Genomic DNA, 20,371 nt, shown 5'->3' with positions numbered 1-20,371 from the left:
CGCCGCCTCCGGGAACGCAGGCCCCGATACCTTATGTTTTCCCGGTGGCGCTGCGCTGACCGGGCTACAACAACAGATCGCGCCAGCTGATAACACTGTACTTTTTACCAACGGAATAACCATGTCTGCTGTGTTACCCCCCCGAGCAGAGCGGCGCGCAAAACGCCCCCTGCTCGCGCTGTTTCAGGGACTGCTGACGCTGGCCCTGACGCTGCTCGGCCTGCTGCTGGTGACCTTTGCGCTCTCGGCGCTGTCGCCGGTGGATCGGGTGCTGCAAATCGTCGGCGACCACGCCAGTCAGTCCACCTATGCTCAGGTACGTCACCAGCTCGGCCTCGACCAGCCGTTGCCGCTGCAGTTCTGGCGCTATCTGGTGAATCTCGCCCACGGCGATCTCGGTATCGCCAGCTCAACCGGCCAGCCGGTGCTGCACGACCTGCTTGCCGCTTTCCCGGCCACCCTCGAACTGGCTACGCTGGCGCTGATTATCGGCGCGCTGTCGGGCGTTATCGCAGGCGTTCTTTGCGCCCGCTACGTCGGCTCGCCGTGGGATCTGGCGATGCGCACCTTTACGCTGCTCGGCAACTCGGTGCCGATTTTCTGGCTCGGTCTGCTGATGCTGGCGCTGTTTTACGCCAAACTGCAGTGGACGCCGGGGCCGGGGCGGCTGGACGATATTTATCAGTACACCGTCGAACCGCGCACCGGCTTTGCGCTCATTGATACCTGGCTCTCGGGTGATAAAGAGGCGGTTAAAAACGCCGCCGGGCACCTGCTGCTGCCGGTGCTGCTGCTGGCCTATTATTCTCTGGCGAGCATCACCCGCCTGACCCGTTCCGCCTGCCTGAGCGAAATGAACAAAGAGTACATCCTGCTGGCGCGCGCCAAAGGGGCCGGTGAGATGACGATTCTGCTGCGTCACGTCCTGCCCAATATCCGCGGCACCCTGCTGACGGTGACCGCCCTCGCCTGGACCTCCATGCTGGAAGGCGCGGTGTTGACCGAAACCGTCTTCTCCTGGCCGGGAATTGGCCGCTATCTGACCACCGCGCTCTTTGCCGGCGATACCACGGCGATTATGGGCGGTACGCTGCTGATCGGCGCGAGCTTTGTGCTGATTAATAACCTCACCGACCTGCTGGTGCGGCTGACCGATCCGAGGATACGCTGATGCCTGGCTACCTTTTTTTACGCCGCCTGCGCCGCTCTCCCGCCGCCTTTTGCGGCCTGATCATCATTACGGTACTCCTGCTGATTGCGCTCTTTGCACCCTGGCTGGCTCCTCTCGACCCGAACTGGCAGGACGCCGCCGCGCGGCTGCAGGGTCCGGGCCCGCGGCACTGGCTCGGCACCGACAGCTACGGCCGCGATCTTCTCTCAAGGCTGATTTTCGGCGCCCGTCCGGCGCTGGGGCTGGTCGCGCTGGTGACGGCGATTACGCTCCCCGCCGGTCTGCTGGTGGGGATCCTGTCCGGCTATTACGGCGGCTGGCTGGAGCGCGTGCTGATGCGTTTTACCGACGTGGTAATGTCGATGCCGCGGCTGATTCTGGCCTTCGCGTTTGTCGCGATGCTCGGCCCGGGCCTGGTGAACGGCGCCCTGGCGCTGGCGCTAACGACCTGGCCCGCTTACGCCCGTCAGGCGCGCAGCGAAATTCAGCGCCTGCGCCACAGCGACTATCTGGCGGCGGCGGAGATGATGGGCATTCGCGGCTGGCGTCTGCTGATGGGTCATATTCTGCCGCTCTGTCTGCCCTCGGCGATCGTCCGGCTGGCGCTGGATCTAGCCGGGATTATTCTCGCCGCTGCCGGTCTCGGCTTCCTTGGCCTCGGCGCCCGCCCGCCAATGGCGGAATGGGGCGCGATGATCGCCGACGGCATGCAGGTCATTTTCGACCAGTGGTGGATCGCCGCCGCCCCTGGCGCCGTTATCCTGATCGCCAGCCTGGCGTTTAACCTGCTGGGCGATGGCCTGCGCGACGTTCTGGAGCCGCAACATGACTGATACTCGCCTGATCGTTCAGGGACTGACCATCGACTATCCCACCGCCAGAGTGGTGGACCATTTAAGCTTCACGCTCGGCAACGAGCGGCTGGCGCTGGTCGGCGAATCCGGCTCCGGTAAATCCATGACCGCCCGCGCCCTGATGGGGCTGGTACGCCGGCCCGGCGTCGTCAGCGCCGAGGCGCTCAACGTGCTGGGGCGCGACGCATTAACCCTTCGCGACCGCGGCTGGCGCGGGCTACGCGGCAACGATATAGCGATGGTGCTGCAGGACCCGCGCTACGCGCTCAATCCGGTAAAAAGCATTCAGGCGCAGTTGGAAGAGGCATTAACTCTGCATCAGCGCCTTAGCCGCCGCGCGCGGCTGGAGGCGGTCAAAGCCGCCGTTGCCGCCGTCGGTCTGGATTTACCGGTGCTCAACCGTTATCCAGGCGAACTCTCCGGCGGGATGGGCCAGCGGGTGATGATTGCCCTTGCGCTGCTCAATAATCCGCAGGTGCTGATCGCCGATGAGCCCACTTCAGCCCTCGATGCCCGGCTGCGTAATCAGATCCTCGAACTGCTGGTAGAGCAGTGCGAACAGCGGCGGATGGCGATGCTGTTGATTAGCCACGACCTGCCGCTGGTGGCCGAGCACTGCCAGCGGGTGCTGGTCCTGTATCAAGGGGAAAAGGTCGATGAGATGGCGGCGCGAGATCTGCCGAAGGCGACGCATCCCTACACCCGTACGCTCTGGACCTGTCGCCCGGCCGCGCAAACTTACGGTCAGATGCTGCCGACCCTCGACCGAACCCTGAACTTGACGGAGGCGGCGCATGGTGGTCGTTAATCTCAAGGATTTACAGGTTATTTTTGGCGAAAAAACCGCGGTGTCCGCCGCCAGCTTTGCCGTTGACGCGGGAGAAACGTTCAGCCTGATCGGCGCATCCGGCTGCGGAAAATCAACGATTCTGCGGGTATTAGCCGGGCTGCAGCGGGACTGGCGCGGCCGCGTTGAACTGTTCGATAAGGCCATTACGCCGGGCGCGCGTTTTCAGGGCGAGCTGCGGCGCAACGTACAGATGGTGTTTCAGGACCCGTACGCCTCGCTGCATCCCAATCATACGCTATGGCGCACGCTGGCGGAGCCGCTGAAAATTCACGCTATCGGCGAGATCGAACAGCGGGTGTCCACCGCCCTGCAAGAGGTGGGGCTGCCTGCCGACGCCGCGCGCCGCTATCCGCACCAGCTTTCCGGCGGCCAGCGCCAGCGGGTGGCGATTGCTCGCGCGCTGCTGCTGCGGCCAAAGATTCTGCTGCTGGATGAGCCAACGTCGGCGCTGGATATGTCGGTGCAGGCGGAAATACTGAATCTGCTCAATCGGCTAAAGCAGGAGCACGGAATGACCTATCTGCTGGTCAGCCACGATGCCGATGTGATTGCCCATATGTCAGACCGGGCGGCGTTTATGGCGGAAGGCGTGATTCAGCGCTTCTTTAACCACGAAGCGCTGGTGAACGGCGAACATCGGATAGGCTGAAAACCCGCCCCCGCTCGCGCTACGCTTAGCGGGGCTACGGGTTCGCCGCCATCTGCGAGAAGGTCGCCCGGGTAAGGCATTTACGCCGCGCCCCGGGAAATCATCCCCTTATTTCGCCAGGCTCGCGAAGCGGGCGAATACCGCATCAAAAATCGCCAGCCCTTTTACCACCTGTTCGGCGCTGATGGTGCACGGCGGCACCACGTGAATGCGGTTCTCCACCACAAACGCCAGCAGGCCGGCTTCGGTTAACGCGCCTTTAATGGCCGCCATATCGGCAGCGGTCAGCGGCGTTTTCCGCTCGCGGCTGCTGACCAGCTCCAGCGCCTGGAACAGACCGCGGCCGCGCACGTTGCCGATAATCGCGTGCTTCTCCGCCAGCGCTTCCAGCCCCGGACGCAGCACTTCGTTGCCGATGGTCGCCGCGTTCTCCACCACCTTCTCTTCCTTCATCGCGTCAATGGTGGCGACAATCGCCGCCATCGCCAGCGGATGGCCGGAATAGGTCAGCCCCCCGGCAAAGAAATGGTCATCAAAGTAGCGGGCGATTGGCTCGCTAATCAGCACGCCGCCGGCCGGGACGTAGCCGGCGTTAACCCCTTTGGCGAAAGTCACCAGATCCGGCACCACGCCATCCTGCTCGAAGGCGAACCAGCTCCCGGTACGACCAAAACCGGCCATCACTTCATCGAGGATCAGCACAATGCCAAACTCGTCGGCCAGCGCCCGCACGCCCTGCATATAGCCCTCCGGCGGGACAAGAATCCCGGCGGTCCCCGGAATCGACTCCAGCAGAATCGCGGCTATCGCGTTCGGGCCTTCGCACTCGATCATCCGCCGCAGATGGGCCAGCGCGCGCTGGCACTCCTCCTCTTCCGTCGTGGCGTTAAATTCGCTGCGGTAGAGATAGGGGTTAAAGAAGTGCACGTGACCGCGTGAATACTCGTTCGGCACGCGGCGCCAGTCGCCGGTGGCGGCAATCGCGCTGCCGGTATTGCCGTGATAGGAGCGATAGGCGGAGAGCACTTTATCGCGCCCGGTATAGAGCCGCGCCATACGGATGGCGTTCTCGTTGGCATCGGCGCCGGCGTTGGTGAAGAACACTTTGCTAAAGCCTTCCGGCGCCAGCTCGACAATCCGCTTCGCCGCTTCGCCGCGGGCGAGGTTGGCGGTGGCGGGCGCGATGGTCACCAGCTCTTCCAGCTGGGCTTTCATCGCCGCCAGCACGCGAGGATGCTGATAGCCAATGTTGACGTTGACCAGCTGGCTGCTGAAATCCAGGTAAGTATTGCCTTCGTAATCCCACAGCTCGCAGCCTTTTGCCCCGGCGATCACCAGCGGATGTAAATTGCCCTGCATCGACCATGAATGAAACACATAAGCGCGATCCAGCAGCCGAACTTCATCATTGCTTATCGCTACCTCGTTCTGTAGTGCCAGCTTCATACCCTGCCCTCTCTCATGTCGTTGTTGTTGTCCTCATCATTGGCCGTGCGGGGGAGAAACGGATAGAGCCAGTCAGGCGAAAATGATGTGACACCGTGTCACATCGCCGCGCGCCGACTGGCCCTGTGCCCGCGCGCGCGCGGTTTTTATAGTGGGAGCGACAACCTGCACAGGAGAATGAAATGGCAACGAGCAAAGTGGTGTTTATTACCGGGGCGACCTCGGGATTTGGGGAAGCAGCGGCGCAGGTCTTCGCCGATGCGGGCTGGTCGCTGGTGCTGAGCGGACGCCGTTTTGCGCGGCTGAAGACGCTACAGGATAAGCTCGCCTCGCAGGTGCCGGTGCACATTATCGAACTCGACGTACGCGATAGCGATGCGGTGGCCGCGGCCGTGGCGGCGCTGCCCGCGGGCTTCGCCGATATCACGACGCTGATTAACAACGCCGGGCTGGCGCTGTCGCCGCAGCCCGCGCAGAAAGTGGATCTGGACGACTGGAAAACGATGATCGACACCAACGTCACCGGGCTGGTCAACGTGACCCACGCGCTGCTGCCGACGCTGATTAACCACGGCGCGGGCGCGAGCATCATCAATATCGGCTCTATCGCCGGGCAGTGGCCCTACCCCGGCAGCCACGTCTACGGCGCCAGTAAGGCTTTCGTGAAGCAGTTCAGCTATAACCTGCGCTGCGATCTGCTCGGGACCGGGGTGCGCGTGACCGATCTCGCGCCGGGCATTGCCGAAACGGAATTTACCCTGGTGCGCACCAAAGGCGACCAGGCGGCGTCGGACAACCTGTATCGCGGTACCACGCCGCTGAGCGCGCGGGATATTGCCGAACAGATGTTCTACATCGCCACGCTGCCGGACCATATGAATATCAACCGGGTCGAGGTGATGCCGGTGCGTCAGGCCTGGCAGCCGTTCGCCATCGATCGGGATTAAGGTTTGGTAGAGCGGAGAGGCGCGTAAGCGCCGCCTCCGGGAATGTTTCATGCAGCTACGGATATGTCTCTGAAACAACGTGTTATGCAGCGATGCCCTGGCCCCCGCTGAAATCGGCGAACCGGAGGACCGAAGACAAGGGCTGGCCGCCAGGGATGGCGGACAGAGGCGAATCGAGACAGTGATGTCGAGTTGAGCCGACCGCAGGCTGAGGTCCGGGAGGTGAGCGCAGTGCGCAGCACCGATTTCTTTGCGGGACCGCGGGGATTGTAAAGGGGGAGACGGTTTTCTCCCCCTTTACCCGTTCACCTACCACGGTGAGACATTTTCTGCGAAATAGCGGTGAACGGAACCCCTACCACACCGTCCCGGGGGCGGCGCTTGACGCGCCTGTCCGGGCTACCCAATCTGCCACCCTCAGGCGCCGAGCCCGGAAATCCCGGGTCGCGGCGTAAACACCTTACCCGGGCTACCGCCCCGCAGACGGCTGGAAACCCGTAGCCCCGGTAAGCGCAGCGCGACCGGGGAGAACGGCCGCTGATGCTTACCGGCTGCTCTGCAAAAACTGCCTGACGCGCTCGGAATCCGGGTTGGTGAAAAACTTCTCCGGCGGCGCTTTCTCAATCAACAACCCCTTCTCAAGAAACACCACCTCATCCGAGACCTGGCGCGCAAAGTCCATCTCGTGGGTCACCACCACCATCGTGTAGCCCTCGGCGGCCAGCGCCTTCATTACCCCCAGTACCTCGTTGACCAGCTCGGGATCCAGCGCCGACGTCGGCTCATCAAACAGAATCACCTCCGGCGACATCGCCAGCGAACGGGCAATCGCCACCCGCTGCTTCTGTCCGCCGGAGAGCGTAATCGGGTAAACGTCGGCTTTATGCGCCATCCCCACTTTCTCCAGCTGCTGCATGGCGATAGCTTTCGCTTCATCACGCTTCATCCCCTTCACGTGCAGCAGCGCTTCGCTGACGTTCTGCTGCACCGTCAGGTGCGGCCACAGGTTAAAGCTCTGAAACACCATGCCTACCCGCTCGCGGATTTTCGACAGCTGGCGATGGGACATCGCGCGGCCATTATGCTCATCAATCCCCAGCCGCTGGCCGCTGATGCGGATCTCGCCGCGATCCGGCTGTTCCAGCCAGTTCATGCAGCGCAGCAGCGTCGATTTACCCGACCCCGACGAGCCGAGAATGCTCACCACGGTCCCCTTTTCTACCGTCAGGTTGATATCACGCAGAACTTCCACGTTATCAAACTGTTTAGAGACGTTTTTGACGCTTACAGCAGTAGTATCAGACATGACTCATTCCTCTTCTGACTCCCCAGGCGCTCAGGCGTTTAATCAGCAGCTCCAGCAGAATGCTGATCGCCCAGTAGAGCCCAATCGCGACGATAAAAGCGTTAAACGGGATAAAATAGGTGGCCTGCACGCTGTTAGCCGCAGCGGTTATCTCCTGGACGGTGATAATGCTGAGGAAAGCGGTATCTTTCAGGCAGATAATCAGCTGGTTCCCCATCAGCGGGAGCGCGGAAGAGAGAATATTGGGCAGAATAATGCGGCGGAATATTTTGTAGCGCGAAAACCCCTGCGCGACCGCCGCCTCGATATAGCCACCGGAAAATACCCGCCGCTGGCTGCGCAAAATCTCAAAGAAATAGGCGCCGTGGTAGATAATTAAGGCAATTAAGCCGGCGGTCCAGGGCTCCATACTAATACCCACTTGCGGCAGCCCGTAATAGAGCAAATAGGCGAGAATCAAAAAGGGAATCGCCCGCATTAAGCTGACAAAGGCAATAATAAGCCGGTTAAGGATTTTCTTTTGATATTCGGTTAAATAGCACAGGACAATGCCGATAATTAATCCGGCAATTGCCGCGGTAATAAAAAGCTCAAGGGTGGCGAGTAAACCGGCAATAAAGCTGTCGCGCACCGACCAGATAACGGCCCACTGATTCATAGCACCTCCCGTATTTATCGTGCCAGACGCTTCGCTTTACGCTCGGCCATTCCCTGCAATTTCAGCAGCAGGCCAATAATCACCACGTACAGCAGACCCGCCGCCAGGATTGGCGAAAGCGGTTCATAGGTGACCGAAGAAATCCGGTTGGTGACGCGCGTCAAATCCACCACGCCAATCACCGCAATGGCCGGACTGCCCTTAATCAGGAACGACATCTCGTTAACCAGCGCGGGCAGGCTTTCAATCCACATCTGCGGCAGCATGATGTAGCGGAAGTAGGCCCAGCGGCGCATCCCGACCGACTCCGCCGCTTCCCGCTGTTCGCGGGGAAAAGTGCGAAAGGCGTTGCGCCATATTTCGGCGTTAAAGGCCGAGGTATTGAGCGTCAGCGCCACAATCGCCGCGACGTTTTTGTCGAGGTTAATCCCGACGGTCGGCAGAGAAAGAAACAGGAACAGCACCAGCGTGACCAGCGGCGTCGCGCGGGCGAGGCTGATATAGACCACCAGCAGCTGATCGATAACCGGAATGCGCAGCATGCGCACCAGCGCAATCAGCAGGCCAATCACCACCCCAAAGGCAATGGCGATGGCCGAAATCCAGAGGGTCGTCCATGCGCCTTCAATCAGTAACTGCCAGGAAATTGCATCCATGAAGCCCTCCTTCACTCAACGGGCGGCGGTTACCCGCCGCAGAACGCATTACAGACCGGCCAATTTATGGAACTGTTCCGGGCTGGTGATTGGCACGTTCGGAAGATCGTCATAGGTTTCGCCAAACCACTTTTTCTGGAGTTCCGCGAGCTTGCCGGTCTCCTTCATGTGGTTCATAAATTTGGTCATATAGGCCAGCAGCTGCGGCGAGTTTTTCGGGATCGGCCAGGCCATATAGCCCGGGCCGGATACCGCCAGACCTTTGGCGAACACCTTCGGCTTGGCCTTCGCCAGGTCGTTGACCGAGATAACCACGTTAATCACGTAGTCCAGGCGTTTGTTGGCGAGATCGGCGTAAGCTTCCGGGTAGGAGGGATACTCCACCACCGGCCCCAGCTTACCGCCGGTTTTCTCCAGCATCGCTTTCAGTTCTGGCAGCCTTGCCAGCAGCGCGCTGCCCGCCTGAACGCCCACTTTTTTCCCACTCAGTTCGGCAATGGTATTCAGGGAATTATCGCCCGCGCGTTTGACAAAATAGTGCTGCGCTGACGCCCACGGCGGCGTGAAATCAAAGACCTTGAGACGATCGTCGGTAATTACCGCGCCGGTTAAGGCCATATCGTATTGCCCGGTAGAAACCGCCGCCAGTAATCCGGTCCACGGCAAAATGCTCTGGTCGACGTTGAATTTCGCGTATTTGCGTAATTCATCGAGCATATCTTTGTTGAAGCCATCCGCCTGGCCGTTATTCATAAAGTTAAAAGGCGCGTAATCATCTTCGGTCGCGACTTTCAGGGTGCCGGATTTTTCTATTTCCGGAAGATCCGCGGCGGCTGCGTGATAAGAAAAGGCCATCGCCATGATGGCGCCCAGACAAATTGAACCTAATGATTTTTTCATTAATTCACCCCTAATTAATTCGCCAGACGTGTTCACTCCAGAACATGAAAAGGTTTTGCAAAATATGTGCCGACGGAAGTTCCGGTCCGCGACTGATGAATACGTTTTTACTGTAGGGAGCGTTTTAAATTTCCGGATAGAGCCAGATTCACCGCGCGGATGTGTCAGTCATTCTCAGGGTGGTATGGAATTTGCTCCAGTGTCTGTACTGTGCGTTTGAGTAAGGAGCCAGGCATGATCCGACACCTGTTACACGTTGATTTCGACCCGCGCCGCGGTTTGCAGGAGCAGGTGCGCGAGACGCTGATTAACGCCATTCTGGGCGGCATTTTTTCCGCCGACACGCCGCTCCCCTCCTGCCGCCAGCTGGCCAGCCAGCTGCGGGTCTCGCGCAACACCACGGCGCTGGTTTTTGAGGGTCTGGTTAACGAGGGATACCTCGTGAGTCGCCCGCGCAGCGGTTATTACCTGCATCCGGATTACCAGCACGCCAGCCCCTCTTCGGCGCCGGAAGCTGCACCGCAGGACGAGGGTTCTGCACCACGCTGGGGCACGCGGCTGCAAATCACCCCCAGCCAGCAGGAGTCGATTCTGAAGCCGGCCGGCTGGATGAACTACCGCTATCCGTTTATCTACGGCCAGCCGGATACTCGCCAGTTCCCGCTGGCGACCTGGCGCTCGGCGGCAAACTGGCTGCACGGCGGGGTTCGCGACCCAGAGTGGGTGGTGGATCACATCGATCGCGACGTGCCGATGCTGATTGAGCAGATCCGCACCCGGGTGCTGCCCAAACGCGGCATTGTCGCCTCGCCGGACGAGATTCTGATTACCCTCGGTTCGCAAAACGCGCTGTACCTGCTGACGCGCCTGCTGATGTCATCCAGCACGCGCGTTGGCGTGGAGAATCCCTGCTTTCGCGAGGCCATTAACACCTTTCTGCTTGCCGATACCGATATCGTGCCGCATCCGGTGGATGAACAGGGGATCGTCCTCAACGACGCCCCCTGCGATTACTACTACGTCACTCCCGGACACCAGGTGCCAACCGGGGTGGCGATGAGCAAAGCGCGGCGCGACCAGCTGCTGGAGCATGCCGCTCGCCATGATGCGGTGATTATTGAGGACGATTACGACTCTGAAAGTAACTTTATGCTCAACCCGCTGCCGGCGCTGAAGGCCAGCGATCGCTGCGGAAGAGTGATCTACGTGAGCAGCCTGTCAAAAGCGCTATCGCCGGGCCTGCGGCTGGGCTTTATGGTCGCTGACCCGGATCTGATTGACGAAGCCCGGGCGCTGCGGCGGCTGGTGTATCGTCATCCGCCGACCAATATTCAGTATCAGATGGCCCATTTCCTCGCCCAGGGCCACTATGAAACCCACCTGCGGCGCTACCATTACGACTCTGCCCAGCGCTGGGACCGTCTCAACAACGCGCTACAGCAGCATCTGCCGGAGTGCCGCATCATCCCCGGCAGCGAACACGCCAACGCGTTCTGGCTGGCCACGCCGGAGCAAATTAACACCCAGCAGCTGACCTGGCGCGCCGCCCACGCCGGGGTACTGATTGAGCCCGGCGCGCGGCATTTTCTCAGCGACGCGCCGCCGGCTAATTTCTTCCGGATGGGGTTCCACGCCATTCACCCTGACGCCATCGAACAGGGCGTGGAGGTACTGCGCGGCCAGCTGGCGCAGATGGGCTGAACGCCGGGCCCCGCGCCCTCACGGTCATGACGACAAATAAGGATGAACGGCGGAAACAATAAGACCGACGGCAAAACACACAAACACGATGCCACCGGTTTTATTCAGCTTAACAAAGGCATTCCCGGACGACATTTTCGTTTTTACGCTGTGCGCGAAAAGGCCGTAGAGTGAATGAATGACAACCACCAGAATACAGAAGGTTATCGACAGCACGCTGAACTGCGGAATAAAGGGCTGCTGCGGATGAATAAACTGGGGAAACAGCGCCATAAAAAACACAATGGGTTTGGGATTAAACAACGACACCAGTACTCCCTGACGAAACCGCTGGCTGGCGGAAGGCATCGTTGAATCGGCGGAAGAGAGAGGTTGATTCAGCGCGCGGGGCACCGAGCGAAACAGCTTTACGCCCAGATAGATCAGATAGGCCGCCCCAACCCCCTTGACTATCAACAGCGTCAGCTGAGAGGTGGTAATCATCACGCCAACGCTGCTGGCAGCAATAATCGATATGACGCCCATCCCCACCGCCACGCCGATAATCCCCGCCATTGCATTACGCAGATTATAATTCAGGGTGTTGGTCAGCGTCAGGAGCACTCCTGGCCCGGGGCTGGCAATGGTCAGGCTGGCAATCAGTATATAAAGGTAGAGCTGCTGCATTGAAAAAGTATCCTGTACAGAACAGGGCGCGGCTCCGCCCCTGAAATGATTAACAACGTCGTATCTTCAGGACGTGCGCTCGCTCAGCGTCAACAGCACAACCGTACTTGATGTGTTTTGTACACTACCGTAACAATTTTATATTGTCATTAAATTTAAAATTAACCCTATAAATCATAACAATAAAAAAACAACATTTATTCTAAGACTATTAACCCTCTATTTACCCCATAAAACGTTACTAATAAGTCACCCTATCGCTCGCCGCCGAAACGCTAGCGATATTGCTCATACTCCACGGCTTCGCGAACCTGGACTAGCGCCGCGCGCAGGCTATCGAAGGGAACGGAGCCGAGGGCGATGCGGAGCGCCTGCGGAACGTTCGCTGTAACGCAAAAAGGCTCGGCGGTCGACACGGAAATATGGCGCTCCATCAGCGTTTTCGCCAGCCGATCGGCCCGACCCTCCTCGCCCAGAGGCAGCCAGACAAAATACGAACCCGGATGGCTGACGAAGGGAAGCGCGCCGAGAACCTCGCGGGCAACCCCCTGCCGCCGCGCATCCTGGCGTTTCTGCGCTTCAAAACGCGCTACCGTGCCGTCTTCAATCCAGGTGCAGATCAGCGAACTCACCAGCGAAGGGGTGTTCCACGTGGTGGCCCGTATAGCGCGCTCAATCTCCGGCCGATAGCGGGACGGGCAGGCTTTCGTCAGAAACGGCCGCGCGCGTAGCAGCTTGTGCCGCTGGCCATCGTCTCGTCAGGGGTGGTGATCGGCTTTCCGCTGCTCACGGCGCTGGCCCTGCGGCACGTCACGTCTGCGCATTCGATCGTTTTTATCGGGCTATTACCGCTGATGACGGCCATTTTTGGCATACTGCGCGGCGGAGAACGTCCGCGCCGCGCTTTCTGGATCTTTTCGGTTATTGGCAGCCTGCTGGTGGTGGGATTCGCCCTGACGAAAAACGCGGCGGCGTCGCTCAGCGGCGATCTGCTGATGCTGGCGGCGGTGATCGTCTGCGGCCTCGTCTATGCGGAGGGCGCGAAGCTGACCCGGGAGCTCGGCGGCTGGCAGGTGATTAGCTGGGCGCTGATTATGGCGCTGCCTTTTATGCTGGTGGCCTCGTGGATGACCCGGCCAGCGTCATGGGGCGCTATATCGCCTTCCGCCCGGATCGCGCTCGGCTATGTGTCGCTCTTTAGCATGCTTATCGGCTTTATTTTCTGGTACAAAGGGCTCGCCGCTGGCGGTATCGCCGCCGTCGGCCAGCTCCAGCTATTACAGCCGTTCTTCGGGCTTGGCCTGGCGGCGGCGCTTGCCCATTGATGCTGGCCGTGACGCTGGGCGTGATTCTGTGCGTTGTCGGTTCGCGCAAATTTGGCAGCTAGCCTGTATTGCCCTTGTAGCCCGGAAATCCCGGGTCGCGGCGTAAACGCCTTACCCGGGCTACCGCCCCGCAGACGGCTGGAAACCCGTAGCCCCGGTAAGCGCAGCGCGACCGGGGAGAACGGCCTGATGCTGACCGTAACCCTGGGCGTGATTCTGTGCGTTATCGGTTCGCGCAAATTTGGCAGCTAGCCTGTATTGCCCTTGTAGCCCGGAAATCCCGGGTCGCGGCGTAAACGCCTTACCCGGGCTACTCCCCGCTGACGACTGGAAACCCGTAGCTCTTGTAGCCCGGACAGGCGCGTCAAGCGCCGCCTCCGGGAGAGTTTCATACAGCAGCGGGGATATCTCTGAAACAACGTGAGATGCAGCGATGCCCTGGCCCCCGCTGAAATCGGCGAACCGGAGGGCCGAAGACAAGGGCTGGCCGCCAGGGATGGCGGACAGAGGCGAATCGAGACAGCGATGTCGAGTTGAGCCGACCGCAGGCTGAGGTCCGGGAGGTGAGCGCAGTGCGCAGCACCGATTTCTTTGCGGGACCGCGGGGATTGTAAAGGGGGAGACGGTTTTCTCCCCCTTTACCCGTTCACCTACCACGGTGAGACATTTTCTGCGAAATAGCGGTGAACGGAACCCCTACCACACCGTCCCGGAGGCGGCGCTTGACGCGCCTGTCCGGGCTACCCAATCTGCCTCCCTCAGGCTCCGGGCCCGAAAATCCCGGGTCGCGGCGTAAACGCCTTACCCGGGCTACTGCCCCGCAGGCGGCTGGAAACCCGTAGCCCCGGTAAGCGCAGCGCGACCGGGGAGAGCGGCGGTTTATACCACCCGCGCGTACTGCAGCATCACCTGCAGCAGCACGTTCGCGCCGGCCTCAACGTGCTCCGGCGACGCATACTCAATTTCGTTGTGGCTGATCCCGTCCCTGCAGGGGATAAAAATCATCCCGGTCGGCGCCAGATAGCTCATATACACCGCGTCGTGCCCGGCGCCGGAGACAATATCCCGCGCCGGATAGCCCAGCCGCTGCGCGGCGTCGGCGATCGCCGCCTGGCACTCCGGGTGGAACGGCGCCGCCGGATAGTGGCTCACCTCTTTCAGCGCCACCTTCAGGCCGCTCTCCCGCTCAACCCCGGCGATAAACGCCCGCAGCTGGCGGTCCATCTCATCCACCAGCGCATCGCTGAGATTACGCATATCAATCGAAAAAGTGACCTCTCCCGGCACCACGTTGCGGCTGTTCGGATAGACCTGCACCCTCCCTACCGTACCGCGCCCCTCGTCGCTGCGCCCGGCGATCGCCACGACCTCCTGCATAATGCGGGTCGCCGCCTGCAGCGCATCCTGACGCAGGCGCATCGGCGTCGGTCCGGCGTGGGACTCCTGGCCGGTTACCACGCAGTCATACCAGCGGATCCCCAGCACGCCCTGCACGATACCGATAATTTTCGCTTCATCCTCCAGAATCGGCCCCTGTTCAATATGCGCTTCAAAGTAGGCGCCAATCGGATGATCGCCCGGCGTCTGGCTGCCGATATAGCCGATGCGCGCCAGCTCCTCGCCCACGGTTTTACCGTCCGCATCCTGCGCGGCATAGACAGTTTCCAGCGGGAATACCCCGGCAAACACCCCGGAGCCCATCATCACCGGCACAAAGCGCGAACCCTCTTCGTTGGTCCAGAACACCACTTCAATCGGCGCTTCGGTTTCGATATGCCGATCGTTCAGGGTGCGCACCACCTCCAGCGCCGCCAGCACGCCGTAGTTGCCATCAAATTTGCCGCCGGTGGGCTGGGTATCAATATGGCTGCCAGAGACAATCGGCGGCAGCGCCGGATTACGCCCTTCCCGGCGCATAAAGACGTTGCCGATTTTATCGACGGTGACGCGCATCCCCGCCGCCTGCGCCCAGCTAATCACTAAATCCCGCCCCTGGCGATCGAGATCGGTGAGCGTCAGACGACAGCAGCCGCCCTTCGGCGTGGCGCCGATTTCCGCCAGCGCCATCAGCGACTCCCACAGACGCTCGCCGTTAACCCGGCAGTCGGTGGTTTCGGTCATCGGGGTAAAAAGGACATCACTGCTCATTTCGGTCTCCTTGCATAAACGCGGCGGCCAGCTCGACAAGCAGACGATCGCTGCCGCGCGGGCCTAAAAATGACATCCCCAGCGGCAGACCGCCCGTCTGGGCGACCGGCAGCGTCACCTGCGGACGTTGGGTCATCACGGAAATTAACAGCAGGTCGTGAGACAGGCGCCGGACCGCTTCTATCTCTTCGGCCTGCGCCGTCACCAGCGGCGCGCCATCGGGAACGGTCGGCATCACCAGGACCGCATCGCCCAGCTGCGCGTCCCACCAGGCGGTAAAACGCTCGCGCAGCTGGCAGGCGGCGTCAAACTGCGCGCGGGTGACCGCTTTGCCCCAGAAAAAGCGCTCGCGGACGTCCGGGCCTAGCTGCAGACCATAGCGCTCAATGGTTTCGCCCTGCGCCTGCCACGCTTCGTAGCCCTGAATCTGACGGAAGGCGAGATAAATATCGTCCGCGTCGGGCAGCGGCGCGTCGAGCGGCGCTAACGGGCCGAAAAAGCGCGCCAGCCGTTGGCGGACCGGCAGCAGCGCCTGCTGGCTGCGCAGCGGCAGGCGGGAAAACAGCCCATCGTGGCAGGCCAGCCGCACGCCGTTGAGATCCGCGCGTTCAGCGTCGAACAGACAGGCGGCGACGGCGGAAAAGACCTCCGGCGAGCGGGCAAAGAAGCCGCAGGTGTCCATGGTGGCGCACAGCGGCTGGCAGCCGTCGAGGGAGAGACGGCCGTGGGTTGGACGCAGGCCAAACAGTCCGCAGTAGCTCGCCGGCGTGCGTACCGAGCCGCCGGTATCGCTGCCGAGGGCAAAGTCGCACGCCGCGTTCGATACCGCCGACGCCGAGCCGGACGACGATCCGCCGGGTATATGATTCGGCGCGGCGCCGTTGCGCGGGGTACCGTAATGCACGTTGTGCCCGCTCATCGAATACGCCAGCTCGCTGGTATGGGTTTTGCCGATAAAGCGCGCGCCGTTATCTAACAGCTTTTGCACCACCGGCGCGGTGCGGTTTTTAATCCCGGACAGCGCCAGCAGGTGCGGATTGCCCCCGCCGGTTGGGTAGCCCGCCACGTCGAACAGATCTTTGACCGCAAAGGTTAAGCCGCTCAGCGGCCCGCTGAGCGCATGCGCCACCGGATGCGGCGGATAGGGCATAAAAGCGCGAATGTCGTCCTGCATGATGGTTTCCTCCTGGCCTCAGGCGTAAAGCGCCTGGTTTTCAACGGACGGGCTCAGATCACGCCAGCGATGGCAACTTACCACGTGACGCGGCCCGGCCGGTTCGGTCGTCGGCTGGCTTTGCGCGCAGGCGGGGCGCGCGTGTGGACAGCGTTCGGCAAACGCGCAGCCCGGCGGCAGGCGCGAGAGATCCGGCGGTGAGCCGGGGATACAGTGCAGCGCATCGCCCTTTTTCAACCCCTCTTTCGGCCGGCTGCCCAGCAGCACCTGGGTATAGGGATGGCGCGGACGATACAGAATCTCCTCGATCGACGCCTCCTCCACGATGCGCCCGGCGTACATCACCGCCACCCGGTCGGCGATCTCCACCGCCGCGCCGATATCGTGGGTCACAAATATAATCGACAGATCGCGCTGCTTTTGCTGCTCGCGCAGCAGAATCAGGATCTGGATTTGCACCGTGGCATCGAGGGCGGTGGTCGGCTCATCCGCCAGCAGCAGCTGCGGGTTGCAGGAGAGCGCGAGGGCAATCATCGCCCGCTGGCGCATCCCGCCGGACATCTCGTGCGGGTAAGCATCCAGCCGCCGCTCGGGGCTCGGAATGCGCACCTGACGCAGCGCCTCCAGCGCCCTTTCCCGCGCCGCCTGCCGCGACAGGCCTTCATGGCGACGCAGCCCCTCGACAATCTGCTGGCCCACGGTATAGACCGGGTCGAAGGCCAGCAGCGGCTCCTGGAAAATCATCGCGCAGCGCGCGCCGCGGTAGCGCCGCAGCTGCCCGGCGCTCATGTTCAACACATCCTCTTCCCCGACCCTCAGGGTACCGGAAAGCACGCTGCTTTTCGGCGGGTGCAGCCGCATCAGGGCGCGCAGGGTGACGCTTTTCCCGGAGCCAGACTCGCCGATCAGCGCCATCACCTCGCCTTTTTGCACATCAAAGGAGACGCCGTTGACCGCGTTGACCGTCTGACCGTCGCGGCGAAACTCAACCCGCAGGTCGCGGATATGGACGTAGGCTTCATGCGACATGGCTGACCTCCTGAATGGCGATATTTTGATGCCAGGGCGACGCGGGCTGCGCCATCAGGCAGGCGCTCTGGTGCCCCTCGCCGACGCTTTCGAGCGTCGGTTTCACCTCGGCGCACACCGCTCTGGCGTGCGGGCAGCGGGTATGAAAGCGGCAGCCGGAGGGCGGAGAAATCGGGCTGGGCGGATCGCCGCTCAGCGGCGAGGTTAAGGTGCGATTGTGCGGGTCCATCGACGGCATCGAGCTTAACAGCGCCCGGGTATAGGGGTGGGCCGAGGCGGTAAACAGCTGCTCCGCCGGGCCAATCTCCACCACCTCGCCGAGATACATCACCAGAATGCGGTCCGACAGCCAGCGCACCACGTGCAGATCGTGGCTGATAAACACATAGGTCAGCGCCAGCGTCCGCTTCAGCTCCTGCAGCAGCTGCAGCACCTGAGCTTCCACCGACTTATCCAGCGCCGAGACGGCCTCGTCGAGGATCACCAGCCGGGGCTTCATCGCCAGCGCGCGGGCGATATTCACCCGCTGGCGCTGGCCGCCGGAAAGCGCGTGCGGATAACGATGGGCAAAACGTTCCGGCTCAAGGCCGACGTGCGCCAGCAGATAGCGGGCGTACTCGCTGGCCTCTTTGGCGCTGACGCCGTGTACCCGCTGGCCGAACGCAATGCTCTCTTCCATGGTCATGCGCGGGTTGAGCGAGGCGTAGCTATCCTGGAAAACCATCTGCACCTGGCGGCGATACGCTTTCATCGGCAGGCGCGATGAGCCCACCTCCAGACCATCGAAGATCAGCTCCCCGCTGTCCTGCTTAAGCAGCTGCATCAGCAGCCGCGCGGTGGTGGATTTACCGCAGCCCGACTCCCCCACCACGCCGAGGGTTTCGCCTTTGATCACCGAAAAACTGACGTCGTCCACCGCCTGCACCACTTCGCGCGCTTTGCCGCCGCCGGCGGGAAAATGTTTCAGCAGATTGTTGACCTTCAGCAGCGGCTGCGCCGGTCCGCCGAGGTCGATATTGATAAAGGGTTGCATCGCTTACTCCTTAATCGCCATTGCCGCACGCAGGCGGTCCGCGAGGATATTGAACGAAATGGAGGTGATAAAAATCATCAGGCCGGGCAGCGCCGCTACCCACGGCTGGGTATAAATCGCCGTACGCAGGGTGTTCAGCATCAGCCCCCATTCCGGCTCCGGCGGGCGAACCCCGAGACCGAGAAAAGAGAGCCCGGAGGCGAGGATCATGCACACCGAAATCAGGCCGGTGGAGAAGACGAAAATCGGCCCCAGCACGTTGCCCAGCACCTGGACGCGAATAATGGTGAACGCGCTGGCCCCGGTGGCCCGGGCGGCGTCGATATAGTCCATATGCCGCACCTGCGCGGTGACGCTTTCGGCGATACGCGCCACCTGCGGCACGAACACCAGGGTCAGCGAGAGCAGCGCGTTACCGATCCCCGCCCCCAGCGCGCCGGAGAGCGCGATCGCCAGCAGCACCGAGGGAAAGGCGTAAAACACGTCCACGGTGCGCATAATCAGGGTGTTGGTTTTACCGCCCGCATAGCCGGCGATGATGCCGATCGCCCCGCCGATGAAAAAGGCGAACACCACCGGGACAATCCCCATAAACAGCGACAGCCGGGTGCCGAGAATCAGCCTTGATAGCATATCGCGCCCGAGCTCATCGGAGCCCAGCGGAAAGCCGTCGGCGCCAATCGGTTTGAGGCGTAAAAACATCGACGTTTGATACGGATCTTTCACGATTAGCCAGGGACCGAACAGCGCCAGCGCCAGCAGGATGAGAATGATCGCGCCGACGAATACGCCGCCCGGGTCGCGCAGCAGGCGGCGAAACACGCCGCGCCAGTAGCCTTGTCTGGCAACCGTCGCGGCAGAGACGGTAATGCCTTTGGTCGTCACGGTATCCACCATCGTCAGCTCCTCTTAATTCGCGGATCGAGACTGGTTTGCAGAATATCCACCAGCAGATTGAGCAGGACAAAGAACAGCGCCAGTACCCAGATGGTGCCCTGCAATAGCGGCAGATCGCGCTGGAAGATAGCGGTGTTGAGCAGCAGACCGGTGCCGGGCCAGGAGAAGACGGTTTCCACCAGAATCGAGCCGCCCATCAGATAGCCGACCTGCAGCCCCATCACCGCCAGCGCGGTCGGGGCGGCGTTTTTCACCACGTGCAGAAAGATCCGCGACTCGTTGAGCCCCCGGGCGCGCAGGCCGACGATAAACTCCTGGCTGAGAATGTCCGCCACCTGCGAGCGAACGGTGCGGGCGATAATGCCGGTCGGGATCACCGACAGCGTGAAGGCCGGCAGCAGCATAAACTGCAGGTGTTCCCAGTTCCACTGCCAGCCCACCTCGCCGATTGGCCCGCCGCCGGTCGCCGGCAGCAGCGCGAATTTGACGCTAAAAACGATGACCAGCAGCATCCCCAGCCAGTAGTGCGGTACGCTGACGCCAAACACGGATAGCACCGAGGCCAGACGGTCAATAATGCTGTTACGAAAGTAGCCGGCGACAAAACCGAACAGGCTGCCCAGCGCAAACCCGATCGCCGTCGCCAGCAGCGCCAGACGCAGAGAGTAGGTGACCGCCGTCATCACTTCATCGATGACCGGGCGCCCGGTGGCGACCGACATGCCCAGATCGCCGTGCAGCGCCCGCCATAGCCAGTGCACAAACTGCAGCGGCAGCGGTTTATCAAAGCCGTAGGCCTGCATTAAGGTCTGACGCAGCGATTCCGAAGCGTCCGGCGGCATCACCGATACCAGCGGGTCGCCCGGCGCTATCTGCACCAGCATAAAACAGATCACCGCTACCCCGAGCATGGTGGGGATGGCCAGCAGGATGCGATATAGCAGCGTATTGATCATCTCTT

18 protein-coding genes and 2 pseudogenes are annotated in these 20,371 nt (G+C 61.5%); 7 read left to right on the top strand and 13 right to left on the bottom strand.

Annotated elements, in window-relative coordinates; all coding sequences use genetic code 11:
- Window positions 1-121 precede the first annotated feature (121 nt).
- The 4 genes from BJF97_RS08130 to BJF97_RS08115 are packed head-to-tail and all read left to right on the top strand — an operon-like array spanning window position 122 to window position 3,524.
- On the top strand, window positions 122-1,171 hold the full coding sequence (locus BJF97_RS08130) for an ABC transporter permease (protein ID WP_032693524.1): 1,050 nt from the start codon (window positions 122-124) through the stop codon (window positions 1,169-1,171).
- On the top strand, window positions 1,171-2,004 hold the full coding sequence (locus BJF97_RS08125) for an ABC transporter permease (RefSeq protein WP_014228333.1): 834 nt from the start codon (window positions 1,171-1,173) through the stop codon (window positions 2,002-2,004). The genes BJF97_RS08130 and BJF97_RS08125 overlap by 1 nt, the downstream gene beginning before the upstream one ends.
- A complete protein-coding gene (locus tag BJF97_RS08120; protein WP_032693523.1) occupies window positions 1,997-2,833 on the top strand; it encodes an ABC transporter ATP-binding protein in 837 nt (278 codons plus the stop codon). Before BJF97_RS08125 ends, BJF97_RS08120 begins: the two co-directional genes overlap by 8 nt.
- Window positions 2,820-3,524, top strand: coding sequence for an ABC transporter ATP-binding protein (locus tag BJF97_RS08115; RefSeq protein WP_032693522.1), 705 nt, complete (start codon window positions 2,820-2,822; stop codon window positions 3,522-3,524). The genes BJF97_RS08120 and BJF97_RS08115 overlap by 14 nt, the downstream gene beginning before the upstream one ends.
- Window positions 3,525-3,632: 108 nt before the next feature.
- Here BJF97_RS08115 and BJF97_RS08110 read toward each other — a convergent pair whose 3' ends face one another.
- Window positions 3,633-4,970: an aspartate aminotransferase family protein gene (locus tag BJF97_RS08110; RefSeq protein ID WP_032693521.1), complete on the bottom strand. Its 1,338-nt coding sequence runs from the start codon at window positions 4,968-4,970 to the stop codon at window positions 3,633-3,635.
- Between the two features lie 182 nt (window positions 4,971-5,152).
- Between BJF97_RS08110 and BJF97_RS08105 the strand changes: the two genes are divergently transcribed.
- A complete protein-coding gene (locus tag BJF97_RS08105) occupies window positions 5,153-5,917 on the top strand; it encodes an SDR family NAD(P)-dependent oxidoreductase (RefSeq protein WP_014228329.1) in 765 nt (254 codons plus the stop codon).
- Window positions 5,918-6,461: 544 nt separating this feature from the next.
- Here the strand turns inward: BJF97_RS08105 and BJF97_RS08100 are convergent.
- From BJF97_RS08100 to BJF97_RS08085, 4 genes are read right to left on the bottom strand one after another with little or no spacing between them, the layout of a single operon-like run.
- Window positions 6,462-7,223 carry an amino acid ABC transporter ATP-binding protein gene (locus BJF97_RS08100; protein WP_014228328.1) on the bottom strand — a complete coding sequence of 254 codons (762 nt, stop codon included), beginning with the start codon at window positions 7,221-7,223 and terminating at the stop codon, window positions 6,462-6,464.
- Window positions 7,216-7,881: an amino acid ABC transporter permease gene (locus BJF97_RS08095; protein ID WP_032695098.1), complete on the bottom strand. Its 666-nt coding sequence runs from the start codon at window positions 7,879-7,881 to the stop codon at window positions 7,216-7,218. Before BJF97_RS08095 ends, BJF97_RS08100 begins: the two co-directional genes overlap by 8 nt.
- Window positions 7,882-7,895: 14 nt before the next feature.
- Window positions 7,896-8,537, bottom strand: coding sequence for an amino acid ABC transporter permease (locus BJF97_RS08090; RefSeq protein WP_004100025.1), 642 nt, complete (start codon window positions 8,535-8,537; stop codon window positions 7,896-7,898).
- A 48-nt stretch (window positions 8,538-8,585) separates the two neighbouring features.
- Window positions 8,586-9,437 carry a transporter substrate-binding domain-containing protein gene (locus BJF97_RS08085; protein ID WP_004848610.1) on the bottom strand — a complete coding sequence of 284 codons (852 nt, stop codon included), beginning with the start codon at window positions 9,435-9,437 and terminating at the stop codon, window positions 8,586-8,588.
- 234 nt (window positions 9,438-9,671) lie between these two features.
- On the opposite strand from BJF97_RS08085, the gene pdxR reads away from it, so the two are divergent.
- Entirely contained in the window at window positions 9,672-11,138 is a 1,467-nt protein-coding gene (gene pdxR, locus BJF97_RS08080; protein ID WP_014228326.1) for a MocR-like pyridoxine biosynthesis transcription factor PdxR, read from the top strand.
- Window positions 11,139-11,162: 24 nt separating this feature from the next.
- On the opposite strand, the gene BJF97_RS08075 is transcribed toward pdxR, so the two are convergent.
- Both BJF97_RS08075 and BJF97_RS08070 read right to left on the bottom strand, forming a co-directional pair.
- Window positions 11,163-11,804: a LysE family translocator gene (locus BJF97_RS08075; RefSeq protein ID WP_014228325.1), complete on the bottom strand. Its 642-nt coding sequence runs from the start codon at window positions 11,802-11,804 to the stop codon at window positions 11,163-11,165.
- A 275-nt stretch (window positions 11,805-12,079) separates the two neighbouring features.
- A pseudogene (locus BJF97_RS08070) lies at window positions 12,080-12,502 on the bottom strand (PLP-dependent aminotransferase family protein); the annotation flags it as partial.
- On the opposite strand from BJF97_RS08070, the pseudogene BJF97_RS08065 reads away from it, so the two are divergent.
- Window positions 12,491-13,191: pseudogene (locus BJF97_RS08065) on the top strand (DMT family transporter); the annotation flags it as partial. The pseudogenes BJF97_RS08070 and BJF97_RS08065 overlap by 12 nt on opposite strands.
- An 817-nt stretch (window positions 13,192-14,008) precedes the next feature.
- Here BJF97_RS08065 and BJF97_RS08055 read toward each other — a convergent pair.
- The 6 genes from BJF97_RS08055 to BJF97_RS08030 are packed head-to-tail and all read right to left on the bottom strand — an operon-like array spanning window position 14,009 to window position 20,366.
- On the bottom strand, window positions 14,009-15,277 hold the full coding sequence (locus BJF97_RS08055) for a Zn-dependent hydrolase (RefSeq protein WP_032695063.1): 1,269 nt from the start codon (window positions 15,275-15,277) through the stop codon (window positions 14,009-14,011).
- On the bottom strand, window positions 15,267-16,451 hold the full coding sequence (locus tag BJF97_RS08050; RefSeq protein WP_032695062.1) for an amidase: 1,185 nt from the start codon (window positions 16,449-16,451) through the stop codon (window positions 15,267-15,269). Before BJF97_RS08050 ends, BJF97_RS08055 begins: the two co-directional genes overlap by 11 nt.
- An 18-nt stretch (window positions 16,452-16,469) precedes the next feature.
- Window positions 16,470-17,480 carry an ABC transporter ATP-binding protein gene (locus BJF97_RS08045; RefSeq protein ID WP_032695061.1) on the bottom strand — a complete coding sequence of 337 codons (1,011 nt, stop codon included), beginning with the start codon at window positions 17,478-17,480 and terminating at the stop codon, window positions 16,470-16,472.
- A complete protein-coding gene (locus tag BJF97_RS08040; protein WP_004848592.1) occupies window positions 17,470-18,513 on the bottom strand; it encodes an ABC transporter ATP-binding protein in 1,044 nt (347 codons plus the stop codon). Before BJF97_RS08040 ends, BJF97_RS08045 begins: the two co-directional genes overlap by 11 nt.
- A gap of 3 nt (window positions 18,514-18,516) precedes the next feature.
- The gene (locus BJF97_RS08035; RefSeq protein WP_014228319.1) at window positions 18,517-19,410 is read right to left on the bottom strand and encodes an ABC transporter permease; all 894 of its coding nucleotides are present in this window, start codon (window positions 19,408-19,410) and stop codon (window positions 18,517-18,519) included.
- Window positions 19,411-19,412: 2 nt separating this feature from the next.
- Window positions 19,413-20,366, bottom strand: a complete 954-nt coding sequence (locus tag BJF97_RS08030) for an ABC transporter permease (RefSeq protein WP_032695060.1) — start codon at window positions 20,364-20,366, stop codon at window positions 19,413-19,415.
- Window positions 20,367-20,371 lie beyond the last annotated feature (5 nt).

The sequence above is a fragment of the Klebsiella sp. LTGPAF-6F genome, assembly GCF_001753185.1.
Lineage (GTDB): Bacteria > Pseudomonadota > Gammaproteobacteria > Enterobacterales > Enterobacteriaceae > Klebsiella > Klebsiella michiganensis.
This window is presented reverse-complemented; position numbering and strand designations above follow the sequence as displayed.